The following is a 16,758-nucleotide window of genomic DNA, read 5'->3' on the forward strand; positions in this document are numbered from 1 at the left end:
GCGCGACCGCCGACAAAAAACCGAACGCGCTCAACGGCTTGCGCGGCCTCCCGGGCAGTTATCAACAAGGATCTCAACACAAACTGTGGACAACCCGGCCCGGGCGTCAGGCCGCGTCGAGCGCCTTGATCAGGTCGACCAGCGCGCGCAGCCCCGGCGGCATGTGCCGGTTCGCCGGGAAGTACAGGAACAGGCCCGGCACCGGCGGGCACCAGTCCTCCAGCACCGCGCGCAATTGCCCCGACGCCAGCCCCGGCGCCGCATACATCTCGGGCACATAGGCGATGCCGAGGCCGTCGGCGGCCGCCTCCACCATCAGCGGATTGTGATCGAGCGTCAGCGTGCCGGGCACGTCGATCGTCAGCTCCTGATCGTGCCGGCGGAACTCCCAGCGATAGCGCTTGCCGCTCGGCAGGCGCTGCCGGATGCAGCGATGCGCGTGCAGATCGTCGGGTGTGCGCAGCGCCGGCGCGCCGTCCAGATACGCGGGCGCGGCCACCGCCGCGAAGCGCAGGTCGGGCGCGAGCCGCACCGCCACCATGTCCTTCGGCACCGCCTCGCCAAGCCGGATGCCGGCGTCGAAACCCTGTTCGACGATGTCGACCAGTTGCCCCTGCGCCACCAGATCGAGCGCCACTTGCGGATAGCGGCGCTGGAACTCGGGCACGACGCGCGTCAGCAGCACGCGGATCGCTCCTTCGCTGCCGTTGATGCGCACCGTGCCGCCGGGCCGCCCGCTCGCGGCGGCGGCATCGTCGAGCACGGCCGACAGCTCGCCGAGCACCGGCGCGAGCCGCGCGAGCAGGCGCTCGCCCTCCTGCGTCGGCGACACGCTGCGCGTGGTGCGGTTCAGCAGCCGCACGCCGAGCTGGCGCTCCAGCGCGCGCATCGCGTGGCTCAGCGCCGAGTGCGAGACGCCCAGCGCATCGGCCGCGCGCCGGAAGCTGCGGTGCGTGGCCACGGCGATGAAGGCATGCAGATCGGTGATCGATGGCGATTTCATTGGTCGATATTACTCACCAACACATGCAAGATCCAGGGGATTCTCGAACCAATCGACGATCACTACGATGGCTTCATTGATCCCCCATCGAAGGAGAACGTCATGCGGAAAACCTGGCTCATCACCGGCACCACGGCCGGGCTCGGCCGCTTGCTGACCGAGAAGGCGCTGCAACGCGGCGATCGCGTCGCGGCCACCGTGCGCCGCGACGGCGCGCTCGACGCGCTGCGGGCGCAGTACGGCGAACGCCTGCTGACGCTGCGCGCCGACGTGACCGACACACCCGCGCTGCGCGCCGCCGTCGATCGCGCGTTCGCGGCGTTCGGACGCATCGACGTGGTGGTCAGCAACGCCGCCTACGGCCTGTTCGGCGCGGCCGAGGAAGCGAGCGACGCACAGATCGCGCGCCAGATCGCCACCAACCTCACCGGCTCGATCCAGTTCGTGCGCGCGGTGCTGCCGCACCTGCGGCAACAGGGCGGCGGGCGCATCGTGCAGGTGTCGTCGGAGGGCGGCCAGATCGCCTACCCCGGCTTCAGCCTCTATCACGCGACCAAGTGGGGCATCGAGGGCTTTCTCGAATCGGTCGCGCAGGAGGTCAAGCCGTTCGGCATCGACGTGCTGATCGTCGAGCCGGGGCCGACGCGCACGCAGTTCGGCGCGAGCCTCGACCGCACCGAGCCGATGCCGTGCTACGACGCCACCCCGGCCGGCGAAATCCGCCGTGCGATCGGGAGCGGCGCGTTCAACGAATACGGCGATGCCGAGCGCACCGTCGACGCGATGCTGCCCGCGATCGATGCAGCCGAGCCGCCGTTGCGGCTCGCGCTGGGCAGCTCGACGTTCCGTGGCGTATCGGCCGCGCTGCGGCAACGGCTTGCGCTGCTCGAATCGCAGCGCGAGGTGGCGCTGTCGGTCATGCCGCCGGCCTGAAAAACGATTCGCGGGCCGCTCGCCGGCCGTAAACGCAAGAACGTCGCGGCCGACAGCGCCGCGACGTTCTTTGCCGGGTTCAGGTTGCGCGCCCGCCTTCGAGCGGGCGCGCGGCCGAACCGGATCAGGGCTTGTCGAACATGTCCATGATCTGCTGCTTCTCCTGCGCCGTGACGGGCGGCGGCGTCAGGCCCGCGGCGCCGGCCGAGCCGAGCGCATCGTTGGCGTTGATGCCGTTGCCGGCCTGGTTGATGTCGACGCTCGACACGAACCCGTTGCCCGGCGTGTGATCGGCGAAATACAGCTCGCCGTCGATGGTCGTCACGCCGTCCGGCATCGCCATCTGCTGCTCGGGCACGCCGTGCAGCGCCGTGCGCATGTAGTTGATCCAGATCGGCAAGGCCAACTGCGCGCCGAATTCGCGGCTGCCGAGGCTCTTCGGCTGGTCGTAGCCCATCCAGGCCACCGCCACCAGCGACTGCTGATAGCCGGCGAACCAGCCGTCCTTCGCGTCGTTGGTGGTACCCGTCTTGCCCTGCAGATCGCTGCGGCCCAGCACGTTCGAACCGGCGCCGGTGCCCGACGTCGCGACCGTGTGCAGCAGGCTGTTCATGATGTAGGCGTTGCGCGAATCGACGGTGTGCTGCGCGTTGCTGCCCGCGATCGCCGGCTGCGCCTTCTGCAGCGGCTGGCCGTGCGCGTCGTCCACCTCGGCGATCAGATACGGATCGACGCGGTAGCCGCCGTTGGCGAACACCGAGTAGGCGCCGGCCAGTTGCAGCGGCGTGACGAGGCCCGCGCCAAGCGCCATCGGCAGGTACGGCGGCGTCTTGGCCGGATCGAAGCCGAAGCGCTGCGTGACGTAATCCTGCGCGTACTTGGTGCCGATCGACGCGAGGATCCGGATCGACACGAGGTTCTTCGAACGGCGCAGCGCTTCGCGCATCGTCATCGGGCCGTCGGGCTGATCGTCGTCCTTCGGTTCCCAGGCCGCGCCGCCCGGCGTGCTCGACGGGAACGACAGCGGCGCATCGTCGATGATGGTGGCCGGCCCGAGGCCCTTGTCGAGCGAGGCCGAATAGATGAACGGCTTGAAGCTCGAACCCGGCTGGCGCCAGGCCTGCGTGACGTGATTGAACTTGCTCTTGTTGAAGTCGAAGCCGCCGACCAGCGAACGGATCGCGCCGTCCTGCGGAGCCAGCGCAATCAGCGCGCCTTCCACCTGCGGCAGTTGCGACAGTTGCCATGCGCCCTTCGGATCCTTGGTCACGCGCACGATCGAGCCGGGCTTGATGCGCACCGCATCGGCGGCGCGCGGGCTCAGCGCGGCGGCCGCGAAGCGCACGCCGGCCGCGTTGATGCTGGCCTTCTCGCCGCCCACGAACTGCACCTGCACGCCCGACGGCGCCGCCGCCGTCACGACCGCCGATTGCAGATCGCCGTTGTCGGGGTGATCGGCGAGCGCGTCGTCGATCGCCTCGTCGCGCGCGTCGCCGTCGGCCGGCAGCGCGATGAAGCCTTCGGGGCCGCGATAGCCGTGGCGGCGCTCGTAATCGAGAATGCCGCGGCGCACCGCCTGATAGGCCGCTTCCTGATCGCTCGAATTGATCGTCGTGGTGACCGTCAGGCCGCGCGTGTAGGTTTCGTCCTTGTACTGCGCGTACATCATCTGGCGGACCATCTCCGAGATGTATTCCGCATGCACCGCGTACTGGTTGCCCGGCGTGCGCGTGTGGATCTCTTCCTTCACCGCTTCGTCGTACTGCTGCGGCGTGATGTAGCCGAGCTCGCGCATGCGCTGCAGGATGTACTGCTGGCGGATCTTCGCGCGCTTCGGATTGACCACGGGGTTATAGGCCGACGGCGCCTTCGGCAGCCCGGCCAGCATCGCGGCCTCGGCCAGCGTGATGTCCTTCAGATCCTTGCCGAAATACACGCGCGCGGCGGCCGCGAAGCCGTAGGCGCGCTGGCCCAGATAGATCTGATTCATGTACAGCTCGAGGATCTGGTCTTTCGACAGCGTCTTCTCGATCTTGTACGCCAGCAGCATTTCGTAGATCTTGCGCGTGTAGGTCTTCTCGCTCGACAGGAAGAAGTTGCGCGCCACCTGCATCGTGATCGTGCTCGCGCCCTGGCGCGCACCGCCGTGCAGCAGGTCGGCCACGCCGGCCCGCATGATGCCGACGAAATCCACGCCGCCGTGCTCGTAGAAGCGGTAATCCTCGATCGCGAGCACCGCCTTCTTCATGACGTCGGGAATGTCCTGGAAGCGCACCAGGCTGCGGCGCTCCTCGCCGAACTCGCCGATCAGCACGTGATCGGCCGTGTAGACGCGCAGCGGCACCTTCGGCTGGTAGTTGGTCAGCGCATCGAGCGACGGCAGTTGCGGCGCCATCACCACCAGCGCGTAGCCGACGATCAGCGCGCCGATCACGCCGGCGACGGCGGCCAGCCCGGCGAACCAGATCGCGATGCGGGCGCCGAGCGAGCGGCGGCCCGAATCGCCGTCGTCGCGGCCGCGACGGTCGCCGCCGCCTCCGCCGCCACCGCCGCCGTGGCGGTCGGATTCATCCGCGTAGAACGCGCCGGACGGCGAGCGGCGTAACTTGTAATTGGGTTCGGAATCGGACGGTCGTTTGATGATCGGCATGTCGGAATGGCAGGCGCGGCAGCGGCACCGTGAGCGCGCGCAAGGTGCGCGCGTGTGGATCGATACGTCAGGCTAGACGCGATGCGGATGGAGCGTAGCACGTCGACGGACCCAGGCACGTGTGGATCCGTTCCCGCGACGTGACAGCGCATTCTAATGAAATCACCCCGGCCCTCTCGCGATTTTTTGTAAAAATTTCCGCCACCCGCCCCATCGTGGGGCGGCGTGCCGCGCAGCGCTGGCGCAGCCCGTTTGCGGGCGGCCCGATGCGCTTCGCCGGCACGCATCGGCGAAAGCTTCGCGCGCAATTATGCACGCATTGAATTCGCGTTTCCGCGTTTCTCGCCTTTCAATGGCGAAAGCATTGTATCCATCTGTATTTTTCACTGGAAATCCACGCGTGCCGTCCATATTTCCTGCTCGCGCATCAGCATGCCCCCGCCCGCGCCGAACGCCGTGTTTAAGCGGTGTTTAAGCGATCCGGTGGTGTAATATCCGCCGGCACATCGGGCGCGCAGCGCCGTGCCGCCGACGCGGTCGCCGACCGCGTCGTCATCATCATCACGGAGGGTTTCATGTCGCTTTTCGACTCTATTTCGCGCACGCTCAAAGGCCTGTTGAATGACGCGGCCGATTCGGTGCAGGATCCGTCGCGCGATGCACGCCAGATCGTGCGGGAGCTCGACGACAGCATCGGTCGCGCCGAGAATTCGCTGATCGAGATCGAAGCGCAGGTGGCCACGCAGCGCAGCAAGTGCGATGCGGCCAACGACAAGGTGCGCAAGTACGAAGAAGGCGCGAAGCGCGCGCTGCAATCGGGCGACGAATCGCTCGCCCGCGAGGCGCTGACCGCGCAGAGCAACGCCGAAGTCGAACGCAACGCACTCGCGCACGAACTCGAAACGCTGGAGCCGTCGGTCGACAAGCTCAAGTCGCAGATCGCCGACATGCGTCAGCGCCGCAACGACCTGAACACGCGCTCGAACATCCTGCAGGCGAAGCAGGAAATCGCGCAGGCCAAGGACGTGGCGGCCACGGCGCTGGGCGGCATCGGCGGCAAGGATCTGTCGGGCGATTTCCAGAAGCTGGAAGACAAGGTCGCGCTGTCGAACGCGCGCTCGGACGCCCGCCTGAACTCGGCCGACACCAACAGCGGCAAGGCGCTCGACGACAAGCTCGCGGCGCTCAATCGCGGCCCGTCGGTCGACGATCGTCTCGAAGCGCTGAAGAAGCAACTGAACACGCCGGCGCAGTAACACGCGCACCGGCCGCTCCGCGCGCGGCCGGGTTCGCCCGGCCCGCGCGGCTCCGCCCGCAAGGAGGCAGGCTCGCCGCCTGGTCAATCATGAAGAAATTCGTCGCCGCCGCAGGCATCGCGCTGCTGGCCGCATCGGCCAGCGTGTTCGCGGCCGTGCCGTCGCTGTCGCAGGTCACCCAATCGATCGAGCAGCGCGACTGGCAACGCGCCGACAGCCAGCTCTCGCAAGTCATCGCGGCGCACCCCGACAACCCGCGCGCGCACTATCTGTACGGTCAGGTGCTCGACCGCGAAGGCCGCTCGGCCGACGCGCTCGCCGAGATCGAACGCGCGAAGTCGCTCGACCCGTCGCTCCATTTCACGAACCCGCAAGCGTTCGCGCAAACCGAGTCGCGCGTGCGCGCCGATGCGCAGCGCGCCTCGGGCCAGCACCGCTCGGCCACCTCGGGCGGCGCGCTGGTGCCGACCGATTCGCAACTGACGCAGCAGGCGCAGTTTGCGCCGGCCAAGCCCGCGCATCACGGCCCGTCGGCCGCGATGTGGATCGGCCTGATCCTGCTGGTGGCGGTGATCGCGCTGGTGCTGCGCTGGACGCTGCGCCGCTCGCGTTCGACCGAAAACCAGGCCGCCGACGACGAGCGCCGCGCGCAGCTGAAGCGCGCCACCGATCTGCTCAACGAAGTGCGTCCGCTCAAGCTCGATGCGCGCATTTCGACGATGCCGGGCGTGTCGGCGCTGACGGGCGAGATCGAGGCCGTGGAAAGCGAGGCGCGCAGCCTCGTCGAAGCGCTGTCGAACGGCAAGAATCCGGTGCCGCCGTATCAGCTCGAGGATCTCGAGCACCGCTTCGCGAGCCTGAAGGCGCGCGTCGAAGGCCGGCCCGATCCGAACGCGGCGCCGGCCTCGGCGCCCGGCACGAACTTCGGTTCGGGGGCCGGTTCGGGTTCGGTGTTTGCTCAGGAAGCGGATCGCCTGACGCAGCCGCCGTATCCGCCCTACCCGCCGCAAGCACCGTATCCGTATCCGCCGCAGCAACCGCCGGTGGTGATCCAGCAGGGCGGCGGCATCGGCAGCGGCGTGGGCGGCCTGCTGACCGGCGTGCTGCTCGGCGAGGCGCTGTCGGGCAACCGCGAGCGCGTGGTCGAGCGCGACGTGATCGTCGACGACCAGCGCCAGCACGGCTCGGGCTCGATCGGCAATCCGTTCGACAACGGCGGGAACGACAGTCGCTTCGATCTGGGCCAGAACGACAACTGGGACAGCGGCAACGACAGCGGCGGCGTCGATCTCGGCAGCACGGACGACGACTGGAACAATAGCTGAGCGCACAACCATGCGCCGCATGCACACCTCGACGGGCCGGCAACGGCCCGTTTTTCATGGCGCGCCGAACGCAACGGACTTTGTTAACATTGGTCAGTCGAACTTTCGGTGTCCGATCGGGTTCGCTATCATCACCGCGTTCGCGTGCGGGCAGGTCCGGCCGCACATCCCCTACCCCTTCCCCGGAGAAACCTGCATATGAGCATCGTCAAGGAATTCAAGGAGTTCGCCGTCAAGGGCAACGTGATGGACTTGGCTGTCGGTGTGATCATCGGCGGCGCGTTTTCGAAGATCGTCGACTCCATCGTCAAGGATCTGATCATGCCGGTGATCGGCGTGATTACCGGTGGCCTCGATTTCTCGAACAAGTTCATCCAGCTCGGGCCGATTCCCGCGACCTTCAAGGGCAACCCGGATTCCTACAAGGATCTGCAGGCGGCAGGCGTCGCCCTGTTCGGCTACGGTTCGTTCATCACCGTGCTGATCAACTTCATCATCCTCGCGTTCATCATCTTCATGATGGTGCGCTTCATCAACCGCCTGCGCCGTCCGGAAGAAGCGCCGGCCACCCCGGCCGCACCGCCGCCGACGCCGGAAGACGTGATGCTGCTGCGCGAGATCCGCGATTCGCTGAAGAACCGCTGACAGCCGCCGCGCCCTGCGCGCGTCACGCCTGGAAAAGCCCGCCGCGCGCGGGCTTTTTTGCGTGCGCTTTGGTGCGGCGCACTGCGCGGGCGCCGCGCGTACGCGGGAAAACACTCATCGTTTCGGCGACCGAAAACCGCGCTTTTTTGCGAATCGGCCTGCACATGCCGCGATTGCCGCACTATCATGAAACGGCAGTGACATTACACAAGGCGCACAATGCGCCTACATGACGATCAGGGTTTGGGACGCATCGGCAATGCTCGGCACGACTGAACATCGTGAAGCCGGCTTTTTCGTATGCTATAAAAGATCGGCATGCGGGCGCGCTAGCCGGTTTGGGGGTGGGTCGCATGACAAAGCCACAAATCTTGCAATCGTTTTTGACGCGAGTGTTTATGTCCTTTCCGAAAAAACGCCGACGCATGCAGGAAGACGGCCAGGAATCGTTTCTCGCCGTCCTGCATCACGCGAAACCGTTCGCCCAGCTCGACACCAAGCTCTCCCGCGCCCGCGCCCAGGACGAGCCGGTGCTGTATGCGCACGTACTGCCCGGCCTCGACGTGCTGCTCTGCACGGTGCGCGGCGCGCAGCCGCCGTATCCGGCCATTGCCGACCTGCGCAAGCGCTGCATTGAATCGATCAGCAACGCGCTCGAGCAGCCGATCGAAGGGCTGGAAAACGGCGGTTACTGGTACGAGGCGAGCGGCTTCGGCTTTCTCGTGTTCGCGAGCCGCGCGCGAGCGCGCATCCTGCCCGAGTTCGCGGCCGGGGGAAGCCTCGGCGAGCGCAGCACGAGCCGGCAAAATGCCGGCGACACCACGCCCCGGTCGCTCTGACCGGGCTGCACCGAACGGGCCGCGATGTCGCGGCCCGATTCGTTTGGGCGCGCCGCCGCGCGCATGCGGCGGCGATTCGTCCGACTGGTTCGATGGTGCAGCGGAAATCTCAGCCGCGCGCGTGCGGCCGGACGATATCGATGAACGCCGAGAAATCCGCATCCGCCAAGCCCATCGCCGAACCCAGGCGCAGCACTTGCTGCACCGCGCCCGCCACCGGCATCGCCGCACCCGCGTCGCGCGCGGCGTCGGCAATCGCTTCGGCATCCTTCCTGAACGTGCTCAGCGCGCCGAGCGGCGCGTGGCCGCCGGCCGTCATGCGCGGCACGAAGGTTTGCAGCAGCACCGAATCGGCCCAGCCGCCCGCGAGCGCTTCGGCCAGGCGCGCCGCATCGATGCCGCTTGCCTGCGCGAGCCCCACCGCTTCGGCGATCGCCGCCACCGTGGCCGTCACGATCGCCTGATTGCAGAGCTTGGCCGTCTGCCCCGCGCCGGCGTCGCCGAGATGCGTGAGCCGCGACGCATAGGCGCCGATCAATTCGCGCACGGCGTCGATGTGCTCCAGCGGCCCGCCGGCCATGACCGCGAGCGTGCCGGCCTCGGCGCCGGGCACGCCGCCCGACACGGGCGCGTCGATCCAGGCCACCTGCTGCTGCGCCGCGCGCGCCGCGTATTCGCGCGTGGCGGCGGGCGGAATCGACGAATGATCGACGATGCGCCGCAAGCGCCGCGTGCCCGGCTCGCCCGACAGCAAGCCGCCGGGGCCGAACACCACGTCGCCCACTGCGGCGGCGTCGAGCACGCACAGCATCACGGTGTCGACGCGCTCGGCCATCTCGCGCGGCGTGTCGACCACCTGCGCGCCCTCGCCCGCCAGCGCCTCGGCTTTCGCCCGCGAGCGGTTCCAGACCTGCACGGCATGCCCCGCGCGCAGCCAGTGCCGAATCATCGGCGCGCCCATCAGGCCCGGCCCGCAAAATCCTGCTTCCATGTGGTGTCTCGCAATCGGATTGAACTTGGCGCCCATCTTACCGATCACTCAAGGATGCGCGGCCGGCGGCGTCGCCGCACGGCACGCATGAACCCGACTTTTCAGGAGGCACCATGACCGACCATGTCTACAAGACGATCGAACTGACCGGCTCGTCGCAGACGTCGAGCGACGACGCGATCCGCAACGCCATCGCCAAGGCAGCCAAGACGCTGCACGGCCTGAACTGGTTCGAGGTGGTCGAGACGCGCGGCCACATCGACGGCGACCAGGTCAAGCACTGGCAGGTCACGCTGAAGGTGGGCGTGCGCCTCGACGACTGACCTGCGACGGATCGGCGCAATAATCCGCCCATCGGCCATCGCGGCGGCCTTCAAACCGCCGCGATGGCGTTTACGCCGTCTTGACGCTCCTTTCTGTCCATATTAAAAATCATATATACCGATGATCCATCGATCAGCCTGGAGATATATAACGTGGAGAGAAGATGAGCCAACAACGCGAGGCGATCGACACCTACCTGCTGCGCGTCATGCATACGCTGCTGATGGAGCGCAGCGTCACGCGCGCGGCGGTCAAGCTGAACCAGTCGCAGCCCGCGATCAGCGCCGCGCTGCGCCGGCTGCGCGACATCACCGGCGATCCGCTGCTGGTGCGCGGCAAGTCGGGCATGGTTCCGACCGAATACGGGCTGCGCCTGCTCGAACCGGTGCAGAACGCGTTGCGCGAAATCGACCGCATCAAGTTCCAGCAACACAACTTCGACCCGGCCACCTCGATCCGCTGCTACCGGATCGGCTGCCCCGATTACCTGAACGTGCTGTTCGTGCCGACCGTGGTCGAGCGCTTCCGGCAAGCCGCGCCGAACGCGACGCTCGAATTCCATTCGCTCGGCCCCGCGTTCGATTACGAACTGGCGCTCGAGGACGGCAAGCTCGACATCGTGGTCGGCAACTGGCCCGAGCCGCCCGAACAGTTGCATCTGTCGAACCTGTTCGTCGACCAGATCGTTTGCCTGATGAGCAATACGCATCCGTTCGCCAAGCGCGGCGGGCTGACGCTCGATCAATACCTCAACGCGCCGCACCTCGCGCCCACGCCCTACTCGGTCGGCCAGCGCGGCGCGATCGACGTGCACCTGGCGCGCGAGCGGCTCAAGCGCCATGTGGTCGTGACGCTGCCGTACTTCAATCTCGCGCCGTACGTGCTCGTCAAATCGGATCTGATCTTCACGACCACGCGCCTGTTCGCCGATCACTACGCGAAGTTCCTGCCGCTGTCGGTGGTGCCCGCGCCGCTCGATTTCCCGCCGATGCAGTATTACCAGCTCTGGCACGAACGCTGCCATTACTCGGACGAAGTGCGCTGGCTGCGCGGCCTCGTCGCCGAGGCCACCCGCACGCTGATCAACGCCTGAGCGGGCGCGCGGGCGCGGCGTATCGCGCTCGCGCCGACCGCCACGCCAACCGCCGCGCCGGCTTCAGCGCGCGGCTTCCATCAAGCCGCGCGCGAGCGCGTTGTGACGCTCGATCACCGGCCCGAGATCGAGCGTGGCGAGCCGCCCTTCGCGCACCACCACGCGCCCGTTGACCACGTTCCACGCCACCTGCGACGGCGCGCAGAACACCAGCGCCGCGACCGGGTCGTGCAGCGCGCCGGCGAACAGCGGCTGATTCAGGTCGAATGCGATGAAATCGGCGGCCATGCCCGGCGCGAGCGCGCCGATGTCGTCGCGGCCGAGCACCTGCGCGCCGCCGAGCGTGGCGATTTCGAGCGCCTCGCGCGCCGTCATCGCGTCGGGGCCGAAACCGACGCGCTGCAGCAGCAGCGCCTGGCGCGCCTCGGCCACCATCTGCGCGCCGTCGTTCGACGCCGAACCGTCCACGCCCAGGCCCACCGGCACGCCGGCCAGCCGCATGCGCCGCACCGGCGCGATGCCCGACGCGAGCCGCATGTTCGAGCACGGACAATGCGCGACGCCCGTGCCCGTGCGTCCGAACAGCGCGATGCCGGCCTCGTCGAGCTGCACGCAGTGCGCATGCCAGACATCGGGGCCGACCCAGCCGAGATCCTCCGCATACTGAGCCGGCGTCATGCCGAACTTCTCGCGGCTGTAAGCCACGTCGTTGAGGTTTTCCGCGAGGTGGGTATGCATCGACACGCCGTGCGCGCGCGCCAGCTTCGCCGACTCGCGCATCAGGTCGCGGCTCACCGAGAACGGCGAGCACGGCGCCACCACCACGCGCAGCATCGCGTAGCGGCCCGCATCGTGATAGGTCTCGATCAGGCGCTGCGTGTCGGCGAGGATCGCGTCCTCGCGCTCGACCACCGAATCGGGCGGCAGGCCGCCATCGCGCTGCCCGACGCTCATGCTGCCGCGGCTCGCGTGAAAGCGCAGGCCGATGCGCTGCGCGGCCGCGATGCTGTCGTCGAGCCGCGCGCCGTTCGGGTAGAGATAGAGATGGTCGCTCGAGGTCGTGCAGCCCGACAGCAGCAGCTCGGCCATCGCCGTCAGCGTCGAGACTTCGATCATCTCGGGCGTCAGATGCGCCCAGATCCGGTAAAGACTCGTGAGCCAGCCGAACAGCTCGGCGTTCTGCGCGGCCGGCACGGCGCGCGTCAGGCTCTGGTACATGTGGTGATGCGTGTTGACGAGGCCGGGCATCAGCAGATGGCCGCGCAGGTCGAGCACCTCGTCGGCCGTGTCGGGCAGGCTGTCGGTCGGGCCCGCCGCGACGATCCGGTTGCCTTCGATATACAGCCCGCCGTCGCGGATCTCGCGGCGGCTCGCGTCCATCGTTACCAGCACGTCGGCGTGGCGCACCAGCAACGTGCGGCCGCGCGGGGCCGCAGCGGCGTGCGGGGAAGGATCGGTTCGGGATGAGGTCGGCATGGAGGATCTCCGTTCGGTTGCGCCGCCCGCGCCGCGTGGGGTGAGCGGGCTGGCGTGATGGCTGAACGGCGCCCGGCGGGAGGCGGCGGCACGGCCGTGCCGCTGCGCCCTGTCGAACGCCCGTGGCCCGGTTACCCGGCGTGCCCGCCGTCTTCGGGGTGCATGCGCGGCCGGCGAATCGATGGAATCGACCCCGTGCGGCCACGCGCGAACCGGCCGAGCATCGCCCGCCGCAATGCGCGGCGCAAGCCGTCACATCGAATACTTCGCTTCACGCCGGCAATATGGTCGGCTAAGTTGGATCACGGGCAATCGGCGCGCCGCGTGCCAACACCGGCAATCCGGACAAACCCGGCGCGTGACGCGGCCGCTCATGCACACCGGCTTATCTTCAATATCGCGCGGCGAATCGCGCCGCGAGCATTCTTAAAATGACCACTCGGCGCGCGCTTCGATCCGCCGACGGGTATGTAGCCACGAACGTGGAGCCTCGATCCGCCATCCCTGGATCGACGCCGCGTTTACTCATCGCATTCACACAAGGACATTGGCGAATGGGAAAGCTCACCACCCACGTACTCGATACCGCGCACGGCCGCCCCGGCGCCGGCATCCGGATCGAACTGCATGCGATCGACGGCGCCGCGCGCCGTGCGCTCGTCACCGCCACCACCAATGACGACGGCCGCTGCGACAGCCCGTTGCTCGAAGGCGCGGCGCTCGTCGCCGGCGAATACGAACTGACCTTCCATGCCGGCGACTACTTCGCCGCGATCGGCGTTCAGGTGCCCGAACCGCGCTTCGTCGACCGCGTCGTGCTGCGCTTCGGCGTGGCCGACGCCGGCGCGCACTATCACGTGCCGCTGCTCGTCTCGCCCTGGTCGTACAGCACCTATCGCGGCAGTTGACACCCGGCGCACGATCCCCACCCGATCACACCGATAACAAGAATTTGAGTCTGTCCGGAGGAGTTTCATGGAAGGTTTCATCACCGACTGGCTGAACCTCGCACTGCGCTGGTTGCACGTCATCGTCGCGATCGCCTGGATCGGCGAATCGTTTTATTTCGTCGCCCTCGACAACAGCCTGAAGCCGCCCAAGGATCCGAACCAGCGCCAGCGCGGCGTGTTCGGCGAGCTGTGGCACGTGCACGGCGGTGGCTTCTACAACATGCAGAAGTACACGGTCGCGCCGCCCGAGATGCCGGAGGATCTGCACTGGTCGAAATGGCCGTCGTACACCACATGGATGTCCGGCTTCGGCCTGTTCTTCGTGCTCTACCTGCTCGCGCCGAACACCTACCTGATCGACCGCAACGTGCTCGACATGGGGCCGGTCGTGGCCGTGGCGTCCGCGCTCGGCTTCCTGATGGCCGGCTGGATCGTCTACGACTGCGCGTGCCGCCTGCTCGGCACCCGTGACCGCCTGCTCGGCGTGTTCGTCGGGTTGTACGTGGTGGCCGCGGCCTGGCTCGCGTGCCATATCTTCTCGGGGCGCGCGGCCTATCTGATCGTGGGCGCGATGCTCGCCACCATCATGTCGGCGAACGTGTTCTTCGTGATCATCCCCGGCCAGCGCAAGATGGTCGACAAGATGCTCAAGGGCGAAACGCCGAACCCGATCTACGGCAAGCGCGGCAAGCAGCGTTCGGTGCACAACACCTACTTCACGCTGCCGGTGGTGTTCGCGATGCTGTCGAACCACTACGCGATGACCTACACGAACCGCTACAACTGGATCGTGCTCGTGATCATCATGCTGGCCGGCGCGCTGATCCGGCAGTTCTTCGTGATGCGGCACCGCGGCCAGCAGCTCTGGTACCTGCCGATGGGCGGCGTGGCGCTGATGTTCGTCGCGCTGATCTGGACCATGCCGCGCCCGGTCGCGCCGCAGGCCGAGGCCGCGAACCTGCCGAAGCTGACGGTCAAGGACATCGAGCCCGTGATGCAGCAGCGCTGCGTGGCCTGCCACTCGGCCAAGCCGACGATGATGGGCAGCGCCCCGGCCGGCGTGATGTTCGATACGCCCGAGGAAATCGCGCAGAACGGGCAGCGGATCTATCAACAGGCCGTGCAGTTGAAGGCGATGCCGATCGGCAACGTCACGCACATGACGGACGACGAGCGAACGAAGATCGCGGCGTGGTTCGAGGGCGGCGCGGCGAAGTAAGCGTTTTTCACATGCCGTGTTTGGAACGGGTTCGCCGATGGCGAACCCGTTTGCTTTTGGGCTCGCGACAGCGGGCCTGGCCGTGACCGGCATCGACCGTGCCGAGCATCGCAGGCAGCCGCAATGACAACGTGCAGCGGCCCGTGTGGCGGCCGGATTCGAGGGCTTCCAAGGCGCGGCAATGCGCACCCGATGGGCACGAACGCCTGCGCATCGTCCATCCGCGTGGCGTCGCGCATCGGAATCGCCAAGCCCCCTCTCGAAGCCCAAATCGCAACGTGGCAAGCCGCTTGCCGACAAGCGCATTCGCAGTCCGTATCGCCGCGCTCCCGCGCCTGCGCCTTCGCCCAAAAGCAAAAAGGCCCTGCGAGCTTCACACTCGCAAGGCCCTTCCGACTTCGCCGCGACGATTTAAGAGGCGGAACGCCCCGTCAAGCCGCCACTTGGTGCATTGCCTCGTCCGTCAACCACAGCGGCGCCGCGAGCGTCTGCTCGTTGAGATTCAGCCCCTCGCCGCCGCGATCGACCACGATGAAATCGCTGACGCCGCCCAGCGCGATCAACGGGTGATGCCACACGCCCTTCGCGTAATTGACGCCCTGCCAGCCGCTCGACACGAACGCGCGAATCCTCGACGCATCGAGTTCGCCTGCCGGCGCCACCACGACGAGATACGGCTGCGTCGACAGCGGCAGAAACGCCTGGCTGCCGAGCGGATGCCGTTCGAGCATCGTCACTTCGAACGGCAGCGTGCGCGGCTGCCCGCGAAACAGGTTGACGAGCGTGCGGCCGCCCGCGTCGCTCACGTCCACGCGCGCGAGATCGTGGAAGCGGATCGTCGTGCCGAGATTGATCGGAATCTGCTTCGCGCCGTCGGTCTCGATCACGTCGCCGAACGGCGCGAAGGCCTCGCGCGTCAGCGCTTCGATGGTCAGCGTGTTCATTGGCCGAGCGTGCCCCACAAGCGCAGACGCGATACGCCGCCGTCCGGGATGATGTTCAGCCGCACGTGCGTGACCGGCCCGAGCGCAGCCAGTTCCGATTCGAAGAAGTGCTGTTTGTCCATCTGCAGCTTCTGCTCGCCGAGCAGCTCCGGCCAGAACATCGCCTGCGTGACGAGCGAGCTGTCGGTGCCGCCCGTCACGTGCGCGGCCTGGATCGAGCAGCGGTCGGGGTAGTTGCCCTTGAAGTGCGCTGTGTCGACTTCGATCTTGCGGATCACGCCCGGCCGCGCCAGCGCGACGATCGCCCAGTCGTTGCCCGGCTCGCGGCGGCGGCGCGTTTCCCAGCCGTCGCCCATGTTCACGCCGCGGCCCGGCAGCAGGATGGTCGACGCCGGCCCGAAGTGCTGGTTGTTCGCGGCGACCACGTAGCCGCCGTTCTCCATCGCGGCCAGGTCGAACAGTTCGGTGCGGCTCGCGCCTTCCCAATCGAGCTGCGGCTGGCCGTAGACGCGCAGCCGCGCGATCCCGCCATCCGGATAGATGTTGACGCGCAGGTGCGTGTACGGCGCGGCGTCGCCGACCTCGACGTAATGGTGGTGGTTGCCCTGCAGCGTGGTGGACGGCACGATCTCGACCCAGCGCGCATTCTGGTTCGGCGCGCCGTCGGGCGCATGGCAGGCCTCGATCGACGCGGCCGGCGGGAAGTTGCCGGTGAAGTGGCTGGTGTCGATGTCGACGCCCTTGATCACGCCGGGGCGCGCGAGCTTGACGATGCACCAGTCGTAGCCGGACACGCGCTTGCGGCGCGTTTCCCAGCCGTCCATCCACTTGCCGTGCTCGTCGTACTTGCCCGGGATGAACACGGCCGGCTCCGGGTTCAGCATGCGATCCTTCGGCGCGAAGAAATCGTCGCTCGCCTCGAGCGCCTGCGCCCCGAGACGCGGATCGGCCAGGTTCACGTAGCGGCGCGTGAATTCGGGGGCATTGGGATCGAGCAGCGGCATGGCCATGATGAAGTCCTTATTCGAAGTGCGTGAAAAGCGCGGCGCCCGCGAACGCGGGCGCGGCGGAGGCATCGCGCCGCGCGGCAAACCTCGCGCGGCGCGGGGC

The 16,758-nt window shown here is 67.6% G+C and carries 15 protein-coding genes; 9 read left to right on the forward strand and 6 right to left on the reverse strand.

What is annotated here, in order from left to right:
- Positions 1-106 precede the first annotated feature (106 nt).
- Positions 107-1,003: a LysR family transcriptional regulator gene (locus tag G3N92_RS03215; RefSeq protein WP_206126003.1), complete on the reverse strand. Its 897-nt coding sequence runs from the start codon at positions 1,001-1,003 to the stop codon at positions 107-109.
- Between the two features lie 102 nt (positions 1,004-1,105).
- Here G3N92_RS03215 and G3N92_RS03220 point away from each other — a divergent pair, with 102 nt between their 5' ends.
- Positions 1,106-1,936 (forward strand): SDR family oxidoreductase, encoded by an 831-nt coding sequence (locus tag G3N92_RS03220; protein ID WP_206126004.1) that lies wholly within the window; start codon positions 1,106-1,108, stop codon positions 1,934-1,936.
- A gap of 124 nt (positions 1,937-2,060) precedes the next feature.
- On the opposite strand, the gene G3N92_RS03225 is transcribed toward G3N92_RS03220, so the two are convergent.
- On the reverse strand, positions 2,061-4,586 hold the full coding sequence (locus G3N92_RS03225) for a penicillin-binding protein 1A (protein WP_206126005.1): 2,526 nt from the start codon (positions 4,584-4,586) through the stop codon (positions 2,061-2,063).
- A gap of 575 nt (positions 4,587-5,161) precedes the next feature.
- Between G3N92_RS03225 and G3N92_RS03230 the strand changes: the two genes are divergently transcribed.
- From G3N92_RS03230 to G3N92_RS03245, 4 genes are all read left to right on the forward strand, one after another.
- Positions 5,162-5,842, forward strand: a complete 681-nt coding sequence (locus G3N92_RS03230) for a PspA/IM30 family protein (protein WP_206126006.1) — start codon at positions 5,162-5,164, stop codon at positions 5,840-5,842.
- Between the two features lie 89 nt (positions 5,843-5,931).
- Positions 5,932-7,167, forward strand: a complete 1,236-nt coding sequence (locus G3N92_RS03235) for a tetratricopeptide repeat protein (protein ID WP_206126007.1) — start codon at positions 5,932-5,934, stop codon at positions 7,165-7,167.
- Positions 7,168-7,365: 198 nt separating this feature from the next.
- A complete protein-coding gene (gene mscL, locus G3N92_RS03240; RefSeq protein WP_206126008.1) occupies positions 7,366-7,812 on the forward strand; it encodes a large conductance mechanosensitive channel protein MscL in 447 nt (148 codons plus the stop codon).
- Between the two features lie 353 nt (positions 7,813-8,165).
- The gene (locus G3N92_RS03245) at positions 8,166-8,651 is read left to right on the forward strand and encodes a hypothetical protein (RefSeq protein WP_339385779.1); all 486 of its coding nucleotides are present in this window, start codon (positions 8,166-8,168) and stop codon (positions 8,649-8,651) included.
- Between the two features lie 109 nt (positions 8,652-8,760).
- On the opposite strand, the gene G3N92_RS03250 is transcribed toward G3N92_RS03245, so the two are convergent.
- Positions 8,761-9,642: an NAD(P)-dependent oxidoreductase gene (locus G3N92_RS03250; RefSeq protein ID WP_206126009.1), complete on the reverse strand. Its 882-nt coding sequence runs from the start codon at positions 9,640-9,642 to the stop codon at positions 8,761-8,763.
- Positions 9,643-9,755: 113 nt separating this feature from the next.
- On the opposite strand from G3N92_RS03250, the gene G3N92_RS03255 reads away from it, so the two are divergent.
- Positions 9,756-9,965: a dodecin gene (locus tag G3N92_RS03255; RefSeq protein ID WP_206126010.1), complete on the forward strand. Its 210-nt coding sequence runs from the start codon at positions 9,756-9,758 to the stop codon at positions 9,963-9,965.
- Between the two features lie 164 nt (positions 9,966-10,129).
- Entirely contained in the window at positions 10,130-11,059 is a 930-nt protein-coding gene (locus G3N92_RS03260) for a LysR substrate-binding domain-containing protein (RefSeq protein ID WP_206126011.1), read from the forward strand.
- 63 nt (positions 11,060-11,122) lie between these two features.
- Here G3N92_RS03260 and G3N92_RS03265 read toward each other — a convergent pair whose 3' ends face one another.
- Complete coding sequence (locus G3N92_RS03265; protein ID WP_206126012.1) at positions 11,123-12,535, reverse strand: 8-oxoguanine deaminase; 1,413 nt, start codon at positions 12,533-12,535, stop codon at positions 11,123-11,125.
- Between the two features lie 554 nt (positions 12,536-13,089).
- Between G3N92_RS03265 and uraH the strand changes: the two genes are divergently transcribed.
- Entirely contained in the window at positions 13,090-13,443 is a 354-nt protein-coding gene (gene uraH / locus G3N92_RS03270; RefSeq protein ID WP_206126013.1) for a hydroxyisourate hydrolase, read from the forward strand.
- A gap of 67 nt (positions 13,444-13,510) precedes the next feature.
- Complete coding sequence (locus G3N92_RS03275; protein ID WP_206126014.1) at positions 13,511-14,704, forward strand: urate hydroxylase PuuD; 1,194 nt, start codon at positions 13,511-13,513, stop codon at positions 14,702-14,704.
- Between the two features lie 431 nt (positions 14,705-15,135).
- On the opposite strand, the gene G3N92_RS03280 is transcribed toward G3N92_RS03275, so the two are convergent.
- Positions 15,136-15,648 carry an ureidoglycolate lyase gene (locus G3N92_RS03280; protein WP_206126015.1) on the reverse strand — a complete coding sequence of 171 codons (513 nt, stop codon included), beginning with the start codon at positions 15,646-15,648 and terminating at the stop codon, positions 15,136-15,138.
- Entirely contained in the window at positions 15,645-16,658 is a 1,014-nt protein-coding gene (gene alc / locus G3N92_RS03285) for an allantoicase (protein ID WP_206126016.1), read from the reverse strand. Before alc ends, G3N92_RS03280 begins: the two co-directional genes overlap by 4 nt.
- Positions 16,659-16,758 lie beyond the last annotated feature (100 nt).

Origin of the sequence: Burkholderia sp. Ac-20379, from assembly GCF_017104645.1 — a bacterium.
GTDB lineage: Bacteria > Pseudomonadota > Gammaproteobacteria > Burkholderiales > Burkholderiaceae > Burkholderia.